General features: G+C 63.4%; 14 protein-coding genes. 10 read left to right on the forward strand and 4 right to left on the reverse strand.

Annotated elements, in window-relative coordinates; translation table 11 throughout:
• The first annotated feature begins 34 nt into the window (after window positions 1–34).
• Window positions 35–1,567 (forward strand): proline--tRNA ligase, encoded by a 1,533-nt coding sequence (proS, locus tag B5J99_RS14415; protein WP_117353530.1) that lies wholly within the window; start codon window positions 35–37, stop codon window positions 1,565–1,567.
• Between the two features lie 61 nt (window positions 1,568–1,628).
• The gene (rnr, locus tag B5J99_RS14420) at window positions 1,629–3,872 is read left to right on the forward strand and encodes a ribonuclease R (protein WP_162892695.1); all 2,244 of its coding nucleotides are present in this window, start codon (window positions 1,629–1,631) and stop codon (window positions 3,870–3,872) included.
• A gap of 13 nt (window positions 3,873–3,885) precedes the next feature.
• On the opposite strand, the gene B5J99_RS14425 is transcribed toward rnr, so the two are convergent.
• Window positions 3,886–4,341: a universal stress protein gene (locus tag B5J99_RS14425; protein ID WP_054134965.1), complete on the reverse strand. Its 456-nt coding sequence runs from the start codon at window positions 4,339–4,341 to the stop codon at window positions 3,886–3,888.
• Between the two features lie 145 nt (window positions 4,342–4,486).
• Between B5J99_RS14425 and B5J99_RS14430 the strand changes: the two genes are divergently transcribed.
• The 5 genes from B5J99_RS14430 (at window position 4,487) to B5J99_RS14450 (ending at window position 8,872) form a co-directional block, all read left to right on the forward strand.
• Window positions 4,487–5,782: a pyruvate dehydrogenase complex dihydrolipoamide acetyltransferase gene (locus tag B5J99_RS14430; RefSeq protein WP_117352771.1), complete on the forward strand. Its 1,296-nt coding sequence runs from the start codon at window positions 4,487–4,489 to the stop codon at window positions 5,780–5,782.
• 142 nt (window positions 5,783–5,924) lie between these two features.
• The gene (locus tag B5J99_RS14435) at window positions 5,925–6,356 is read left to right on the forward strand and encodes an endonuclease domain-containing protein (RefSeq protein WP_245991640.1); all 432 of its coding nucleotides are present in this window, start codon (window positions 5,925–5,927) and stop codon (window positions 6,354–6,356) included.
• Window positions 6,353–6,748: a hypothetical protein gene (locus B5J99_RS14440; protein ID WP_117352773.1), complete on the forward strand. Its 396-nt coding sequence runs from the start codon at window positions 6,353–6,355 to the stop codon at window positions 6,746–6,748. The genes B5J99_RS14435 and B5J99_RS14440 overlap by 4 nt, the downstream gene beginning before the upstream one ends.
• A gap of 5 nt (window positions 6,749–6,753) precedes the next feature.
• Window positions 6,754–8,148, forward strand: a complete 1,395-nt coding sequence (gene lpdA / locus B5J99_RS14445; RefSeq protein ID WP_117352774.1) for a dihydrolipoyl dehydrogenase — start codon at window positions 6,754–6,756, stop codon at window positions 8,146–8,148.
• A 187-nt stretch (window positions 8,149–8,335) separates the two neighbouring features.
• Window positions 8,336–8,872, forward strand: a complete 537-nt coding sequence (locus B5J99_RS14450; protein WP_162892617.1) for a hypothetical protein — start codon at window positions 8,336–8,338, stop codon at window positions 8,870–8,872.
• Window positions 8,873–8,894: 22 nt separating this feature from the next.
• Here the strand turns inward: B5J99_RS14450 and B5J99_RS19595 are convergent, their stop codons facing one another.
• Together B5J99_RS19595 and B5J99_RS14455 are read right to left on the reverse strand one after the other, a co-directional pair.
• On the reverse strand, window positions 8,895–9,464 hold the full coding sequence (locus B5J99_RS19595; RefSeq protein WP_162892618.1) for a hypothetical protein: 570 nt from the start codon (window positions 9,462–9,464) through the stop codon (window positions 8,895–8,897).
• A 252-nt stretch (window positions 9,465–9,716) separates the two neighbouring features.
• Window positions 9,717–10,520, reverse strand: coding sequence for a helix-turn-helix domain-containing protein (locus B5J99_RS14455; RefSeq protein ID WP_117352776.1), 804 nt, complete (start codon window positions 10,518–10,520; stop codon window positions 9,717–9,719).
• 160 nt (window positions 10,521–10,680) lie between these two features.
• Here B5J99_RS14455 and B5J99_RS14460 point away from each other — a divergent pair, with 160 nt between their 5' ends.
• From B5J99_RS14460 to pip, 3 genes are all read left to right on the forward strand, one after another.
• Window positions 10,681–11,973, forward strand: a complete 1,293-nt coding sequence (locus B5J99_RS14460; protein WP_117352777.1) for a Xaa-Pro dipeptidase — start codon at window positions 10,681–10,683, stop codon at window positions 11,971–11,973.
• Window positions 11,974–12,075: 102 nt separating this feature from the next.
• Window positions 12,076–12,411 (forward strand): hypothetical protein, encoded by a 336-nt coding sequence (locus B5J99_RS14465; protein WP_150126218.1) that lies wholly within the window; start codon window positions 12,076–12,078, stop codon window positions 12,409–12,411.
• A gap of 16 nt (window positions 12,412–12,427) precedes the next feature.
• Window positions 12,428–13,375: a prolyl aminopeptidase gene (pip, locus tag B5J99_RS14470; protein WP_245991641.1), complete on the forward strand. Its 948-nt coding sequence runs from the start codon at window positions 12,428–12,430 to the stop codon at window positions 13,373–13,375.
• Window positions 13,376–13,393: 18 nt separating this feature from the next.
• Here the strand turns inward: pip and B5J99_RS14475 are convergent, their stop codons facing one another.
• Entirely contained in the window at window positions 13,394–14,581 is a 1,188-nt protein-coding gene (locus B5J99_RS14475) for a vWA domain-containing protein (RefSeq protein ID WP_117352779.1), read from the reverse strand.
• Between the last annotated feature and the right edge of the window lie 55 nt (window positions 14,582–14,636).

Genomic DNA, 14,636 nt, shown 5'->3' on the forward strand with positions numbered 1-14,636 from the left:
GGCCTTGTTTGAGTGCATCAGGATCGAGCTTACAGTGACCAAGAAGAACGCGCTGCCCGTCACACGGCAGGAAGATTTTGCCGCATGGTACCAGGCGGTCATCCAGGAAGCGGACCTTGCCGAGGAATCGGGCGTGCGCGGCTGCATGATCATGCGCCCCTGGGGCTATGGCATCTGGGAGCGCATCCAGATGCTGCTCGACCGGCAGATCAAGGAAACCGGGCACGAGAACTGCTATTTCCCGCTGTTCATTCCCCTGAGCTATTTCGCGAAGGAAGCCGAGCACGTCGAGGGCTTCGCCAAGGAAATGGCTGTGGTCACGCATCACCGGCTGAAGATGGAGGACGGCCAGTTGGTCGTCGATCCCGAAGCCAAGCTTGAAGAGCCTCTGGTTGTCCGTCCGACATCCGAAACGGTGATCGGCACCGCGTTCTCGCGCTGGCTGCAGAGCTGGCGTGACCTGCCGATCATGGTCAACCAATGGGCCAACGTTGTACGCTGGGAAATGCGCACCCGCATGTTCCTGCGCACATCCGAATTCCTCTGGCAGGAGGGTCATACGGCGCACGAGAACGAAGCCGATGCGATGACCGAGACGCTGACGATCCTGGCGATGTATCGTGACTTCGCGCAGGGCCCGCTCGCCATGCCGGTGATTGCGGGTGAAAAGCCCGAGAATGAGCGCTTCCCGGGCGCGGTCGCGACCTATTCGATCGAAGCGATGATGCAGGACGGCAAGGCGCTGCAGGCCGGGACCTCGCATTATCTGGGGCAGAATTTCGCGCACGCGCAGAACATTCGCTTCCAGGACCGCGAGGGCCAGTTCCAGTTCGCGCACACCACCAGCTGGGGCGTTTCGACGCGTCTGGTCGGCGGCGTCATCATGACCCATGGCGACGATGATGGCCTCAAGGTGCCGCCGCAGATCGCGCCGCACCAGATCGTCATCGTGCCGATGCTGCGCGAAAACCCCGAGGACGAAGCGCTGCTTGCTTATTGTGCGAAGATCCGCACCGCGCTGATCGATTCCAGCGCGTTCGGTGAACCGCTGCGCGTGCTGATCGACAAGAAGGCGGGCAAGCCCGGTCCCAAGCGCTGGGGCTGGGTCAAGAAGGGTGCGCCGATCATCCTGGAAATCGGCGGGCGCGATGCCGCTGGCGAACAGGTGACGATGCTGCGCCGCGACGCACTCTATTCCGAGGATGGCAAGCTCGACAATCAGGCGATGCACTGGGAATCGTTCGTCGGCCAGGCGCCTGCGCTGCTCGACCAGATCCAGACGCTGATGTTCTGCTCGGCCAAGGCACGGCTCGATGGACAGGTGCGCACCGATGTCACCGACATGGCTGGCCTCAAGGCGCATTTCGATGGCAGCAAATATCCAGGCTGGGTCGCGGTGGATTGGTGCCGCCCGACCGGCGAGGCGCTGGACAAGGTCGTCGAGCAACTGAAGGCGCTCAAGCTCACCATCCGCAACACGCCGGAAAATTCGGCGCCTGCAGGTGCAAGCTGCTTCTTCACCGGCGAGCCCGCGGTCGAGCGCGTGCTGCTCGCCCGGGCCTATTGAACAGAAGGTGGCGCAGGATCGTCCCGGCAAGGCCAAGGCACCTCGCTCATACGATGGCGGGATGCCCGATCGTGCGGCGATCCTGAAGTTCATCACCGAATCCTACGAGCCTGCGGGCAAGCGCGAGATCGCCAAGCACTTCAAGCTGCGCGGCGCAGAGAAGATCGCGCTCAAGGCGCTCCTCAAGGACATGGCCGATGAAGGCCTGATCGACAGTGCCCCGGGCCGCGCGTTCCACAAGATGGGCGGGCTGCCCAAGGTCACCGTACTCAAGATCATCGAGGTCGATGGCCGCGAGCTGATCGGGGTTCCCGACAACTGGCAGGCTGAAGGCGTTCCGGCGCCCAAGGTGCGGATTTCCGAACGCGGCCGCTCGGGCGCGCTGGCGGTGGGCGACCGCGTGCTCGCGCGCACCGAAGAGGCGGGTGGCGGTCATCGCGCGTTCGTGATGAAGAAGCTGCAGCGCGCGGGCGAGCAATTGCTCGGCGTGGTGCAGCGTGACGAAGGCAGCGGCAAACTCTGGCTCAAGCCGGTCGACAAGCGCATCCGGCGTCTGGTCCCGATCTCCGATCCCGGCAAGGCCGAGGTCGGCCAGTTGGTGATGGCCGAACAGAGCGGATTGCGCGACCGCGTGTCTGCCAAGGTCACCGAAGTGCTGGGCGAACCCTTTGCGCCGCGCTCGTTCAGCATGATCGCGATCCACAAATTCGGCATCCCGATGGAATTCGCTGCCGAGGCGATCACCGAAGCTGAGCTCGCATCCAAGCTGCCGCTGACCACCGAGGCACGCGAGGACCTGCGCCACCTGCCGATCGTCGCGATCGATCCGGTCGATGCGCGCGATCATGATGACGCGATCTGGGCGGCACCTGATGACAATCCCACCAATCCCGGCGGGTTCAAGGCGATCGTCGCGATTGCCGATGTCTCCTATTACGTCCGCCCCGGCGGCGCGATCGACCGGTCGGCGCGCAAGCGCGGCAACAGCGTGTATTTCCCCGACCGCGTCGTGCCGATGCTTCCCGAGGTGCTCTCTGCGGACATGTGTTCGCTGAAAGCCGGGCAGGACCGCGCGGCGATGGCGTGCCATCTGGTGATCGATGCGCACGGCAAGCTCAAGGACTGGCGCTTCACCCGCGCGCTGGTGCGGCTGGCGGCGAACATCGCCTATGAGGATGCACAGGCGGCGATCGACGGCACCAAGCCGCACGAGCTGACCGAAACCGCGCTCCGCCCGCTCTGGGCGTGCTGGAAGCTGCTCTACAAGGCGCGCGGTGCCCGTGAGCCGCTCGACCTCGACCTGCCAGAGCGGCGGATCGTTCTCGACGAGGCGGGCCGCATCGTCAGCGTCGCAACCCGCGAGCGGCTCGATGCGCACCGGCTGGTCGAGGATTTCATGATCGCCGCCAATGTCGCTGCCGCCAAGGCGCTCGAGGGCAAGAAGGCGCCCGTGGTCTATCGCGTCCACGAGCCGCCCTCGCGCGAGAAATTGGTCGCGCTCAAGGACTATCTCGAAACCTTCGAGATTGCGTTCGCGCTGGGGCAGGTGGTGCGGCCCAGCACCTTCAATTCCATCCTTGCGCGGGTGACCGACGAGACGGTCAAGCCGATGGTGATGGAGCAGGTGCTGCGCAGCCAGACCCAGGCCTATTATGGCCCGCGCAACATGGGCCATTTCGGGCTTTCGCTTGGATCCTATGGCCATTTCACCAGCCCGATCCGCCGCTATGCCGATCTGCTGCTGCACCGCGCGCTGGTCGATGCCTACAAGCTCGAGCAGCCCGCGCCCAAAAGCGATCTGCCGCCTGCTACCGGGCTCAGCGAGCAGGACGCCGCCTCGCTCGACCGCATCTGCCAGCTGATCAGCAGCTACGAGCGGCGCGCGATGGAGGCCGAGCGCGAGACCGTCGATCGCTATGTCGCAGCCTTCCTCGCCACCCGCATCGGCGAGGTGCACAAGGTGCGGATCACCGGGGTGCAGAATTTCGGCTTTTTCGCGACGATCGAGGAATTCGGCGGCGACGGTCTGGTGCCGGTCTCGACGCTGGGCGCAGAGCGCTTTTGGTACGACGAAAAGGCGCAGACGCTGACCGGCGAGACCACCGGCGAGCAATATGCCGTGGGCCAGCGGCTAGAGCTCAGGCTGGTCGAGGCAGATCCCATCACCGGGGCGATAAAGTTCGAGCTGCCCGAAGGCGGCAACTTCATGCGCGAGCCTTATCGCGGGCGCAACGATGGCAAGACCAAGCGTCCGCCGATCAAGCGCCGCGGTCGCCCCGGCAACATCCGCCACCAGAGCCGCTGACCGCTAGCGGCGGTCAGGACATTCGGTCGATGTCGGCATCGGTCAGCCCGCCCGGCACGATGGTGAGCGGGCAGGGCAATGCGCCTGCATCGGGGCCGGCAAAATGCGTGATCAGCGGCCCGGGCGCTCCGCTTGCCGCCGCGCCCAGCACCAGCATGGCAAGATCGGGACATTCGAGCATGTAGCGGCGGATTTCCTTCGTCGCATCGCCCATCCGCACGGTGATCACCGGACGCTGGCCCATTTCATCGAACAGGGTCCCTGCGGCATTGGCGACCAGCGCCTCGGCCCGGCTGCGCGCCTCGTCCTCGATCGTCGCCTGCACCCCACCCCAGGCAACGAAGTCCTGCTTGGGCACCAGCGCCAGGATATGCACCTGACCACCGGTGTGCTGCGCCCTCCGCGAGGCGAAGCGCAGCGCGGTCAGCGCCTCGCTGGTTTCATCCATGATGACCAGATATACCCGCATAAAATCGCTGCCCCGTTTGCTGGCCTTAAGACTGCGCCAAAATGATAGGTGTGGCAAGGGTATGCCCCCTTGACCCTACGGACCTAAGCGTCGAGAACGGCCCCCGTTATCGAATTGGCGCACCTGAATCGGGGGAAAACACCCAATGCCTATCAATCTGAAAATGCCGGCCCTCTCGCCCACGATGGAGGAGGGCACGCTCGCCAAGTGGCTGGTCAAGGAAGGCGACACCGTCGCCTCCGGGGACCTGCTCGCCGAGATCGAAACCGACAAGGCGACGATGGAATTCGAGGCGGTCGACGAGGGCGTGATCGCAAAGATTGTCATTCCGGCAGGGACCGACAATGTGAAAGTGGGTGAGATCATCGCGATCATCACCGCCGAGGGCGAGGATGCGAGCGACGCGCCCGCCGCTGCAGCGCCCGCACCGGCGCCTGCGCCTGCTCCGAAGGAAGAGGCCAGGGCTGCTCCGGCACCTACGCCGGCACCCGCTCCTGCACCAGCGGCCACAGCCTCGTCCGACGACGACAGGATCAAGGCGAGCCCGCTCGCCAAGCGCATTGCCGCCGCCAAGGGCATCGATCTGGCGACGATCAAGGGTACCGGCCCCGGCGGCCGTATCGTCAAGGCCGATGTCGAGGATGCGCAGCCCGGCGAATCCAAGGCTGCAGCCCCTGCACCTGCGCCCGCAGCCGCGCCGCAAGCAGCCGCTGCACCTGCCGCCGCCGCGCCTGCACCGTTCACCACCGATATTCCGCACGAAGAGGCCAAGCTCTCCAACATGCGCAAAACGATCGCGCGCCGCCTGACCGAGGCCAAGCAGACGATCCCGCACATTTATCTCACGCTCGATGTCCAGCTCGACAAGTTGCTCAAGCTACGCGGCGAGCTCAACAAGGCGCTCGAGGCGCAGGGCGTCAAGCTCTCGGTCAACGATCTGCTGATCAAGGCGCTCGCCAAGGCGCTGATCCAGGTGCCCAAGTGCAACGTCAGCTTCGCCGGCAACACGCTGATCAGCTACAGCCGCGCAGACATTTCGGTCGCGGTGAGCACGCCTGCGGGCCTGATCACCCCGATCATCGTCGGTGCCGAAACCAAGGCCGTCGGTGCGATCTCGACCGAGATGAAGGAGCTCGCCGGACGCGCCAAGGAAGGCAAGCTGCAGCCGCACGAATATCAGGGCGGCACCGCGAGCCTTTCCAACATGGGCATGTTCGGCATCAAGCACTTCGAAGCGGTGATCAACCCGCCCCAGGCAATGATCATGGCGATCGGCGCAGGCGAGAAGCGCCCGTACATCGTCGATGATGCGCTCGGCATCGCGACGGTGATGAGCGCCACCGGCAGCTTCGACCACCGCGCCATCGACGGCGCCGATGGCGCCCAGCTGATGCAGGCGTTCAAGGAGCTGTGCGAAAACCCGCTGGGGATGCTGGCTTAAGGCGTTCAGGCTGATGTCCCGCGATCTTCAAAGCCCCTCTCCCCTCGCGGGAGAGGGGTTGGGGAGAGGGGGGCGGCGCGACAGCGACGCTTCTGCGCCGACCGCTCCATCACCTGCCACCTTACGGACCCGCGCCAGGGCAATGCGCAGCGAGCCTACCGAAGCCGAACTCAAGCTCTGGCAGATCCTGCGCGGCAAGCGCCTCGAAGGTTTCAAGTTCAAGCGGCAGGTGCCGATCGATCGCTATATCGCGGATTTCGTGTGCTTTGCGCAGCGGGTGATCGTGGAGGCGGATGGGGCGCAACATGTCGAGAACGCTTATGACGCGGCGCGCGATGCCCATCTGCGCCAAGAGGGTTTCACTGTGCTGCGGTTCTCGAACTACGATATTTTGACGAATGACGAAGGGGTTGGGGAGATGATCTTGGGGGTTTTGTCTGGCGACGAACAGGCCATCGAGGCCTGTGCGTCGCGCCCCCTCTCCCCAACCCCTCTCCCGCAAGGGGAGAGGGGCTTGGATGCCGCCGCGTCCGCTCCTCCCTCTCCCTCAGGGGGACAGGCGCCGCATCCATGACCATCCTCCTCTTCATCCTCCGCCGCCTTTTGCTCCCCACCGCGATCGCGACGCTCGTCGGGCGTTTCGCGTTCAACCTCGCGCAGACCGGGGCGCTCAACATTTCCGAGACGTTCGTCGATACGGCAGACGCGTTCTACACCGTGGTGATGGTGTTCGTGATCCTGCTCGCGACTGCGGTGGTCGCGCTTGTGCTGGCACGGCTGAACCTGCATCCGCTGCTGCGCGTGCCGCTCCTGCTCGCAACCGCGGCGGGCAGCGGGTTTGCGCTGGTGCTGTATCTGACCGAAGTTGTCGCTTATGCAGAGCTTGTCTATGCCCCTGCGGTGGCATGCTGCATCGTGTGGATGCTCTGCAATCTTGATCTGATGAAACGCGCTAAGAAGGGCTGAGAACCATGGCTGAAACATTTGACCTGATCGTGCTGGGTTCCGGCCCCGGCGGCTATGTCTCGGCGATCCGGGCCGCGCAGTTGGGCCTCAAGGTCGCGATCGTCGAGCGCGAGAAGCTGGGCGGCATCTGCCTCAACTGGGGCTGCATCCCCACCAAGGCGCTGCTGCGCACGTCCGAAATCTTTCACTACATGACACACGCGGGCAATTACGGCCTCACCGCCGACAAGGTCGGCTATGAGCTCGACAAGATCGTCGCGCGCAGCCGTCAGGTCTCGGGCCAGCTCAACGCCGGCGTCAAGGGGCTGATGAAGAAGAACAAGATCGCGGTGGTCGAAGGCACCGGCAAGCTCACCGGCAAGGGCAAGCTCAGCGTGACCCAGGGCGACCAGACCCGCGACCTCGAGGCCAAGGAGATCATCGTCGCCACCGGAGCGCGCGCGCGCGACCTGCCGTTCGCCAAGGCCGATGGCAAGCACATCTGGACCTATCGCCACGCGATGACCCCAACCGTCATGCCCAGCAAATTGCTGGTCATCGGATCGGGCGCGATCGGCGTCGAGTTCGCCAGCTTCTACAGCGACATGGGCGCGGACGTGACCATCGTCGAGATGCTCGACCGCGTGCTGCCGGTGGAAGACGCCGATGTCAGCGCATTCATGGAAAAGGCGCTCAAGAAGCAGAAGATGACGATCCTCACCGGCGCGGGCGTCGAGGCGCTCACCGACACCGGCAAGGGTGTGACCGCCAAGATCAAGACCAAGGACGGCAAGAGCGAGGAACACCAGTTCAGCCACGCCATCGTCGCGATCGGCATCGTGCCGAACACCGAGGATATCGGGCTCGAGGCGCTGGGCGTGAAGACCGAGCGCGGGCATATCGTCGTCGACGGCTTCGGCCAGACCAACGTGCCGGGCATCCGCGCGATCGGCGATGTCACCGGCCCGCCCTGGCTGGCGCACAAGGCGAGCCACGAGGGCATCATCGCGGTCGAACATATCGCAGGGAAAAACCCGCACCCGTTCGAAACCTGGAACATCCCCGGCTGCACCTATTCGCGCCCCCAGGTCGCCAGCGTCGGGCTCACCGAGGCCAAGGCGAAAGAGGCGGGCCACGAGGTCAAGGTCGGCAACTTCCCCTTCATCGGCAACGGCAAGGCAATCGCGTTGGGCGAGGCCGAAGGCTTCATCAAGACCGTGTTCGACGCCAAGACCGGCGAACTGCTGGGCGCGCACATGATCGGCGCGGAAGTCACCGAACTCATCCAGGGCTATGTCATCGCCCGCCAGCTCGAAACCACCGAGGAAGAGCTGATGCACACGGTCTTCGCGCACCCGACGCTGAGCGAGATGATGCATGAGGGTGTGTTAAGCGCGTATGGGCGGGCGGTGCATTTTTGAGGGGGGGGGCGGCATTGCCAATGATGATCTCCCGAGAACACCAAGCGTTCTGGGTCGTTCGACGCAATGGTCGCTCCTCATCGTTTGGGGTGTATTCACGCCGGACCTCTTGCTTCGACAGGCTAAACCGGCACTACAATACTGTAGGGGCTGCAATTCCGCAGGGACCCATACTGAGGATGCCCCGATGGAAAAACGGCGCCCGCGCAATCGTGTTGCACCGGATCCCCGTTATCATGGGACGATGATAGACGCCCATCTGCTTGATGATATTGCGGATGATCGATTGGACCAGCGTGAAGCGCGCGACAAAATGGTCAGCATACCAATCACCGAAATGCAGATCATGTTGCCCCATTCGGTGAAGGCTGAAATCGAACATCCGAAAACACCGGCTATTGTAAAAGAAAGGGCTAGCGCGTTTATCTATTCCTTCGACACGAAGATTGCCACGGCCAGCACCCTGCGCAAAGTTAAAGAGATCATGCGCGGCAACGCTGCAGGCACCAAACATGATCGCGACGCTGAACACTGCTGCGATGCGGCTATCTGGGGTAGCTTCTTTGTGACTCTGGACGCTCGCATTATTCGAAAGCGCGAAGAGATCGCGGTACTTTTCTCAGGTCTTTGGATCATGACACCGGTCGAGTGGATCGCAAACCTTGAGCATCACCGCTGTGTCGCCCCGGATGGTGACGACGACCTTCTCAGTCTGACGGGCTGAAGCGCATTGCGTCTGCCTGGCTCTATTCGGTCGATATCCGCTCATTTAATATCGAAAGTTTGGCTTGATAGCAGCAAGAGCACTGATCTGGGTGGGTGCAGGTAGCGAAGGGCAGCATTGGTGCGTCCGCGAGAGCGATGGTCTGGCCGTCCAATCCGGCTGCTGCTGCACACGGACCGGCAGCCATGTTGGATGCAAGAAATTTCGCCTCGTCGACCCCAAGCGCTTCCATCGCGGCAAGCGCGCGCGAGGCGCTAAGGGCCGTTGAAACTGCAAGTCCGATAACGCCCGCAGCACCAACTGGATCAGCGCGTCCCTTTTCATTCAACGTAGCGAAAAATTGGGAAGACAACTTCGTGTTTGCGCGAAGGCCTAGCGCCTTAAGCGTTGCTTTATCCAGCATGTCGCCTTGCTTGCGAAGATCGTGATATGTGACGAATTGGCTTGGGTGATTTGCAAAGGTGGTCCGATAGAACGCCATTGACCCGGGCTCGCCATTCACAAGATCGGTCAGATTAACTGCGTGAGCAATCGCAATGTCCCGGTCCGGTCTGGCGATTGCCGGTTCTTTGGGTGCCGGTGGCGATGTCATGCGCGGCTTGGTATTTCCCCCGCTTCCTATAATCTTTTGTAGCCACGATCGAATGGACATAGCGTCACCCTAGTCTCCCGGCAGCGAAATGAATGTGCTTATCCGCATAGTGAAATCGGGTTTGCAAACTGATCAGCATCGCCGCCGCCCCGAGTTCCGGGGATATCATACTCAGTTTGAAAATTGGTTCGCCTAGATTTTTTAAACACTAGATTAGAGGGCCGCGCTGTAAGCGCGGCCCATTGATTGCCTTCACCCCACCGTAACCCCCACCGTAACCCCCACCACGACCCACTTGCCATCCTCGCGATCCAGCGTCACCGTTTCCACCGCCTGCTGCTTGTTCGCATAGACCGTGCGGAACTTGACGACTTCGTAGCCTGCGGGCGGGGCTGGCAGGTTTTGCTGGCTGAGCAGGGTGCGCGAGACGGTGCTGCCGTAGCGGGCGTGGACTTCTTCGGAGACCTGGGCCCAGACCTGCAGCGTGTTGAGCTTGCGGAAGGCGGTGCCGGTGGCGGCGTAGCTGTCTTCCCAGCGTTTCTGTTCGATCAGCGACAGGAAAGCGAGGGCGGCGGTGACGACTTCGGGGTTCACCGTGTCGGTCGTCGCATCCTGCAACGCGACCTGGGCCGGGGCAGGGGTGACGGTCGTGGGCGCCGTATTGGTGAACGGCAGAGTAGTTAGGGCCAGCAGGCCGAGGGCGAGGGTCATAAGAACTCCTGTCAGGATCAGGGAGCGGTTTCGCTCCGCGCCGGGGGTCGGCGCCCCCACCTGATCGGCGGTTGGCGCGCGAACATCATCCCCGATTGGGGTGTGCCCAACATATTGGGGGGTAACGCCACCGCCTTCCGCCTCGAGCAGCATCCGCGCGGCCTCGCGGCTGCTCGAGACCGCCATCTTGCGCCGCGCATCGCGCAGCCGCTCGTTGATCGTGTGCACCGAAAGGTCGAGCGTGCGCGCGATCGACTTGGCGTCGTGCCCGCACACGATCAGCCGCAGCGTCTGCTTTTCCTTCTCGGTCAGCGACCAGGGGTTGTCGGTGATCTGCGTTGCCATGATACGCCGATGCTAGGCCGCCCCCGGCGCGGCAGCCACCCCCAATATTTTGTATCTGCGCGCAGACGCTCGGGCTGGCTGGCGGTTTTGCTTGCCTGAACCCCAAGTCGCTGTAATCGTTGGGCGACAATCATCCGGGGTAGCCGGTCAGGGGAACATCATGAAAAGTCTTGCACGTTTGATCTCGGCGGCGCTCGCCGCTTCCGCGCTCACGGTGACCGCCTCGGCGCAGGAGGCACAAAAGCGCACGGTGATCACCGCAGCGAAGATGATCGACGTCGCCACCGGCAGGACCACCGAATTTCCCGCGATCTTCACCGAGAACGGCCGCATTACGTCGATCGCTGATGCGCGCACGGTGCGCTGGGGGTCGGACGTCACGCATATCGACCTGTCGGGCAAGACCTTGCTCCCCGGGCTGATCGACATGCACGTCCATCTCGATAGCTCGCCCACTTATGGCGGCTACAACAGCCTGCAATTCACCGACCGCTTCTGGAGCTTCGTTGCCGCCTCGAACGCGCGCGCGATGCTCGATGCCGGGTTCACCACGGTGCGCAACGTCGGTTCCGAAGGCTATAACGACGTCGCATTGAAGCAGGCGATTGCCGAGGGCTGGGCGACCGGCCCGCGCATCGTGCCTGCCGCGCACTCGATCGGCGCGACCGGCGGGCATTGCGACCAGACCTATCTTCCGCCCTCGTTCGGCGCGAAGTCTCCAGCGGTGGGCGATGGCCCCACCGAGCTGCGCCAGAAGGTGCGCGAGCAGCGTAAGTACGGTGCGGAGGTGATCAAGGTCTGCGCCACCGGCGGTGTGTTCTCGCGCAACACCGAGCCCGGCCAGCAGCAGCTCTCCGAAGAAGAGCTGCGCGCGATTGCCGATGAGGCGCATCAATGGGGCCTCAAGGTCGCGGCACACGCGCATGGCGGCGCTGGGATCAAGGCGGCGATCCGCGCCGGGATCGACACCATCGAGCATGCCAGCCTGGTCGATGACGAGGGGATCCGCCTCGCGGCCGAGCGCAAGCAGCCGGTGTGGTTCTCGATGGACATCTTCAACACCGATTACACCCAGGCCGAGGGCGCCAACAACGGCGTGATGGAAGACAATCTGCGGAAGGACCGCGAGATCGCGCAGATCCAGCGTGACAACTTCCGCAAGGCGCACCGCGCAGGCGTGCGGATGGTGTTCGCCAGCGATGCAGGGGTGATGCCGCACGGGCAGGTTGGCGGGCAGTTCAAGGTGATGGTCGAATACGGCATGACCCCGCTCGAGGCGATCCGCGCCGCGACGGTCAACGCCGCCGAGGCGCTGGGCAAGACGCAGGATGTAGGCGCCATCGCGGTCGGACGCTATGCCGACATCATCGCGGTCGACGGCGATCCGCTGGCCGATGTGCGCGAGCTGGAGAGCGTGGATGCGGTGGTGCAGGGGGGCGTGCGCGTCCGCTGAAATGCTGCGCGGTAAACTGCCGCAACATCGGCGGGAATCCGCTTCCCGTGGCGCGGCAGATTGTGCTAATCGGCGCATCCGATCTACTTTGGGGAGAGTAAGATGAGTCTCACTTTGATGGTGGCGCTTGCCATGTCCATGGCGCAGGGCGATCCTGTTGATTCTGCGCGCAAAAGCTTCAACGCCTGCCTGACCACGTTCACCAACGCGGCGCTCGAGGCCAAGAAGACGCCGGCCGATTTCACCAAGGAGGCGAGCAGCGCCTGCGCGGCCGAAAAAACCACGCTGATGGACGCGATGATCAAGTCCGAAATGCAGTATGGCGGCAAAAAGGCGGACGCGGAAAGCTATGCGACCGAGGAAACCCAGATGATCATCGACAGCTATGTCGGCAGCTATGGCGACTATCTGTCGAGCAACATCCGCCACGGCAACTGAGCCGCGGGGCGGGGCTGTGCGCGGGCTGTATCCGCCGATAGAGCCCTATGCGACGGGCACGCTGGATACCGGCGACGGGCATCAGGTCTATTACGAGCGCGTGGGGACACCGGGGGCCAAGCCCGCGGTGTTCCTGCACGGCGGTCCCGGTGGCGGCTGTTCGCCCGATCATCGGCGGCTGTTCGATCCTGCGCTCTATGACGTAATGCTGTTCGATCAGCGCGGCTGCGGGCGCTCTGCTCCGCATGCGGCGTTGAACGCCAACACCACCTGGCATCTGGTCGCCGATATCGAGCGGCTGCGGACGATCGTGGGTGTCGATCAATGGCTGGTGTTCGGCGGTTCCTGGGGATCGACGCTGGCGCTGGCCTATGCGCAGACGCACCCTGCGCGTGTCTCCGAGCTGGTGCTGCGCGGCATCTACACGTGCACCAAGCCCGAACTCGACTGGTTCTACCAGTTCGGCGTGTCGCAGATGTTTCCAGACAAATGGGAGCGGTTCGTCGCGCTGATCCCCGAGGACGAGCGCGGCGACATGCTGGGCGCGTATCATCGTCGGCTGACCGGGGATGATCTGGAACTGCAGGTTGCCGCGGCGCGTGCCTGGAGCCTGTACGAGGGCGAGACGGTGACGTTGCTGCCCGACCCCAGGCTGACAGAGCAGCACGACGATGGTCATTACGCGCTCGCCTTCGCGCGGATCGAGACGCACTATTTCGTCAACGCCTGCTGGCTGGAGCCCGAGCAGTTGCTGCGCAACGCGTCCAGGCTGGCCGCCGTTCCCGGCACCATCGTACATGGCCGGTACGACATGCCGTGCCCCGCGCATTATGCGTGGGCGCTGCACAAAAAGCTGCCGCACATGGACTTCCATCTGGTGGAAGGGGCAGGGCATGCCTATTCGGAGCCCGGCATCCTGAGCCGGCTGGTCGAGGCGACCGATCGTTACGCGGGCAAGGCCTGAGGCCACTCGCGCCGCCGATCAGTTCCCGTGCTTGCGCACCAGTTCGCGCATCGCATCGTCCAGACCCTCGAGCGTCAGCGAATACATCCGATCCTTCATCAAATCCTTGATCATCCGCACCGACTGCGAATAGCCCCACTGGTTCTCAGGCACCGGGTTGAGCCAGGCCGCAGCAGGATAGGTGTTGACCACACGGTTCATCCACACCGCGCCAGCCTCGTCGTTGAAGTGCTCGACCGAGCCGCCGGGATGGCTGATCTCGTAGGGGCTCATCGAAGCATCGCCGACGAAGATCACCTTATAATCGTGCCCGAACTTGTGCAGGATGTCCCAGGTGTTGGTGCGCTCGGTGAAGCGACGGCGGTTGTCCTTCCACACGCCTTCGTACAGGCAGTTGTGGAAGTAGAAGAATTCAAGGTTCTTGAATTCGGTCTTGGCCGCCGAGAACAGTTCCTCGCACAGCTTGATGAACGGGTCCATCGATCCGCCGACATCGAGGAACAGCAGCAGCTTGACCGCATTGTGCCGCTCGGGCCGCATGCGGATATCGAGCCAGCCCTGCCGCGCGGTGCCATCGATGGTGCCGTCGATGTCGAGCTCGTCGGCGTTGCCTTCACGCGCGAACCGGCGCAGGCGGCGCAGCGCGACCTTGATGTTGCGCGTGCCCAGCTGCCGGGTGTCGTCGAGATTCTGGAACTCGCGCTTTTCCCACACCTTGATCGCGCGCTTGTGCTTGCTCTCGCCGCCGATGCGCACGCCTTCAGGGTTGAAGCCGGAGTTGCCGAACGGGCTGGTGCCGCCAGTGCCGATCCACTTGTTGCCGCCCTGATGGCGCTTTTCCTGTTCCTCGAGCCGCTTCTTGAGCGTCTCCATAATCTCTTCCCACGACCCCAGCGCCTTGATCTTCTCCATCTCCTCGTCAGAGAGGAACTTCTCGGCGACCGCCTTCAGCCAGTCTTCGGGAATCTCGGCGGTGTCGTTACCCTGGAAGGTCATTTCCAGGCCCTTGAACACCTTGGCGAACACCTGATCGAACCGGTCGAGCAGCCCTTCGTCCTTCACCAGCGTGGCGCGCGAGAGGTAATAGAACTCCTCGGGGGTGCGACCTATCACCTCGCTGTGCAGCGCCTCGAGCAGGACCAGATGTTCCTTCAGCGACACCGATATCCCGGCGCTGCGCAATTCATCCATGAACGAGAAGAACATCGATCCTCAACCCTTATCCGGCGCTTTCCGTTTGCGTCACCCTTCACGATGGCGA

The organism is Blastomonas fulva (genome assembly GCF_003431825.1).
GTDB classification, from domain to species: Bacteria; Pseudomonadota; Alphaproteobacteria; order Sphingomonadales; family Sphingomonadaceae; genus Blastomonas; species Blastomonas fulva.

What these genes read in the sequence shown, in the direction of transcription:
- rnr (WP_162892695.1), top strand. Translation starts at nt 1,629, where the DNA reads ATGCCCGATCGTGCGGCGATCCTGAAGTTCATCACCGAATCCTACGAG.
- B5J99_RS14425 (WP_054134965.1), bottom strand. Translation starts at nt 4,341, where the DNA reads ATGCGGGTATATCTGGTCATCATGGATGAAACCAGCGAGGCGCTGACC.
- B5J99_RS14430 (WP_117352771.1), top strand. Translation starts at nt 4,487, where the DNA reads ATGCCTATCAATCTGAAAATGCCGGCCCTCTCGCCCACGATGGAGGAG.
- B5J99_RS14435 (WP_245991640.1), top strand. Translation starts at nt 5,925, where the DNA reads ATGCGCAGCGAGCCTACCGAAGCCGAACTCAAGCTCTGGCAGATCCTG.
- B5J99_RS14440 (WP_117352773.1), top strand. Translation starts at nt 6,353, where the DNA reads ATGACCATCCTCCTCTTCATCCTCCGCCGCCTTTTGCTCCCCACCGCG.
- lpdA (WP_117352774.1), top strand. Translation starts at nt 6,754, where the DNA reads ATGGCTGAAACATTTGACCTGATCGTGCTGGGTTCCGGCCCCGGCGGC.
- B5J99_RS14450 (WP_162892617.1), top strand. Translation starts at nt 8,336, where the DNA reads ATGGAAAAACGGCGCCCGCGCAATCGTGTTGCACCGGATCCCCGTTAT.
- B5J99_RS19595 (WP_162892618.1), bottom strand. Translation starts at nt 9,464, where the DNA reads ATGACATCGCCACCGGCACCCAAAGAACCGGCAATCGCCAGACCGGAC.
- B5J99_RS14455 (WP_117352776.1), bottom strand. Translation starts at nt 10,520, where the DNA reads ATGGCAACGCAGATCACCGACAACCCCTGGTCGCTGACCGAGAAGGAA.
- B5J99_RS14460 (WP_117352777.1), top strand. Translation starts at nt 10,681, where the DNA reads ATGAAAAGTCTTGCACGTTTGATCTCGGCGGCGCTCGCCGCTTCCGCG.
- B5J99_RS14465 (WP_150126218.1), top strand. Translation starts at nt 12,076, where the DNA reads ATGAGTCTCACTTTGATGGTGGCGCTTGCCATGTCCATGGCGCAGGGC.
- B5J99_RS14475 (WP_117352779.1), bottom strand. Translation starts at nt 14,581, where the DNA reads ATGTTCTTCTCGTTCATGGATGAATTGCGCAGCGCCGGGATATCGGTG.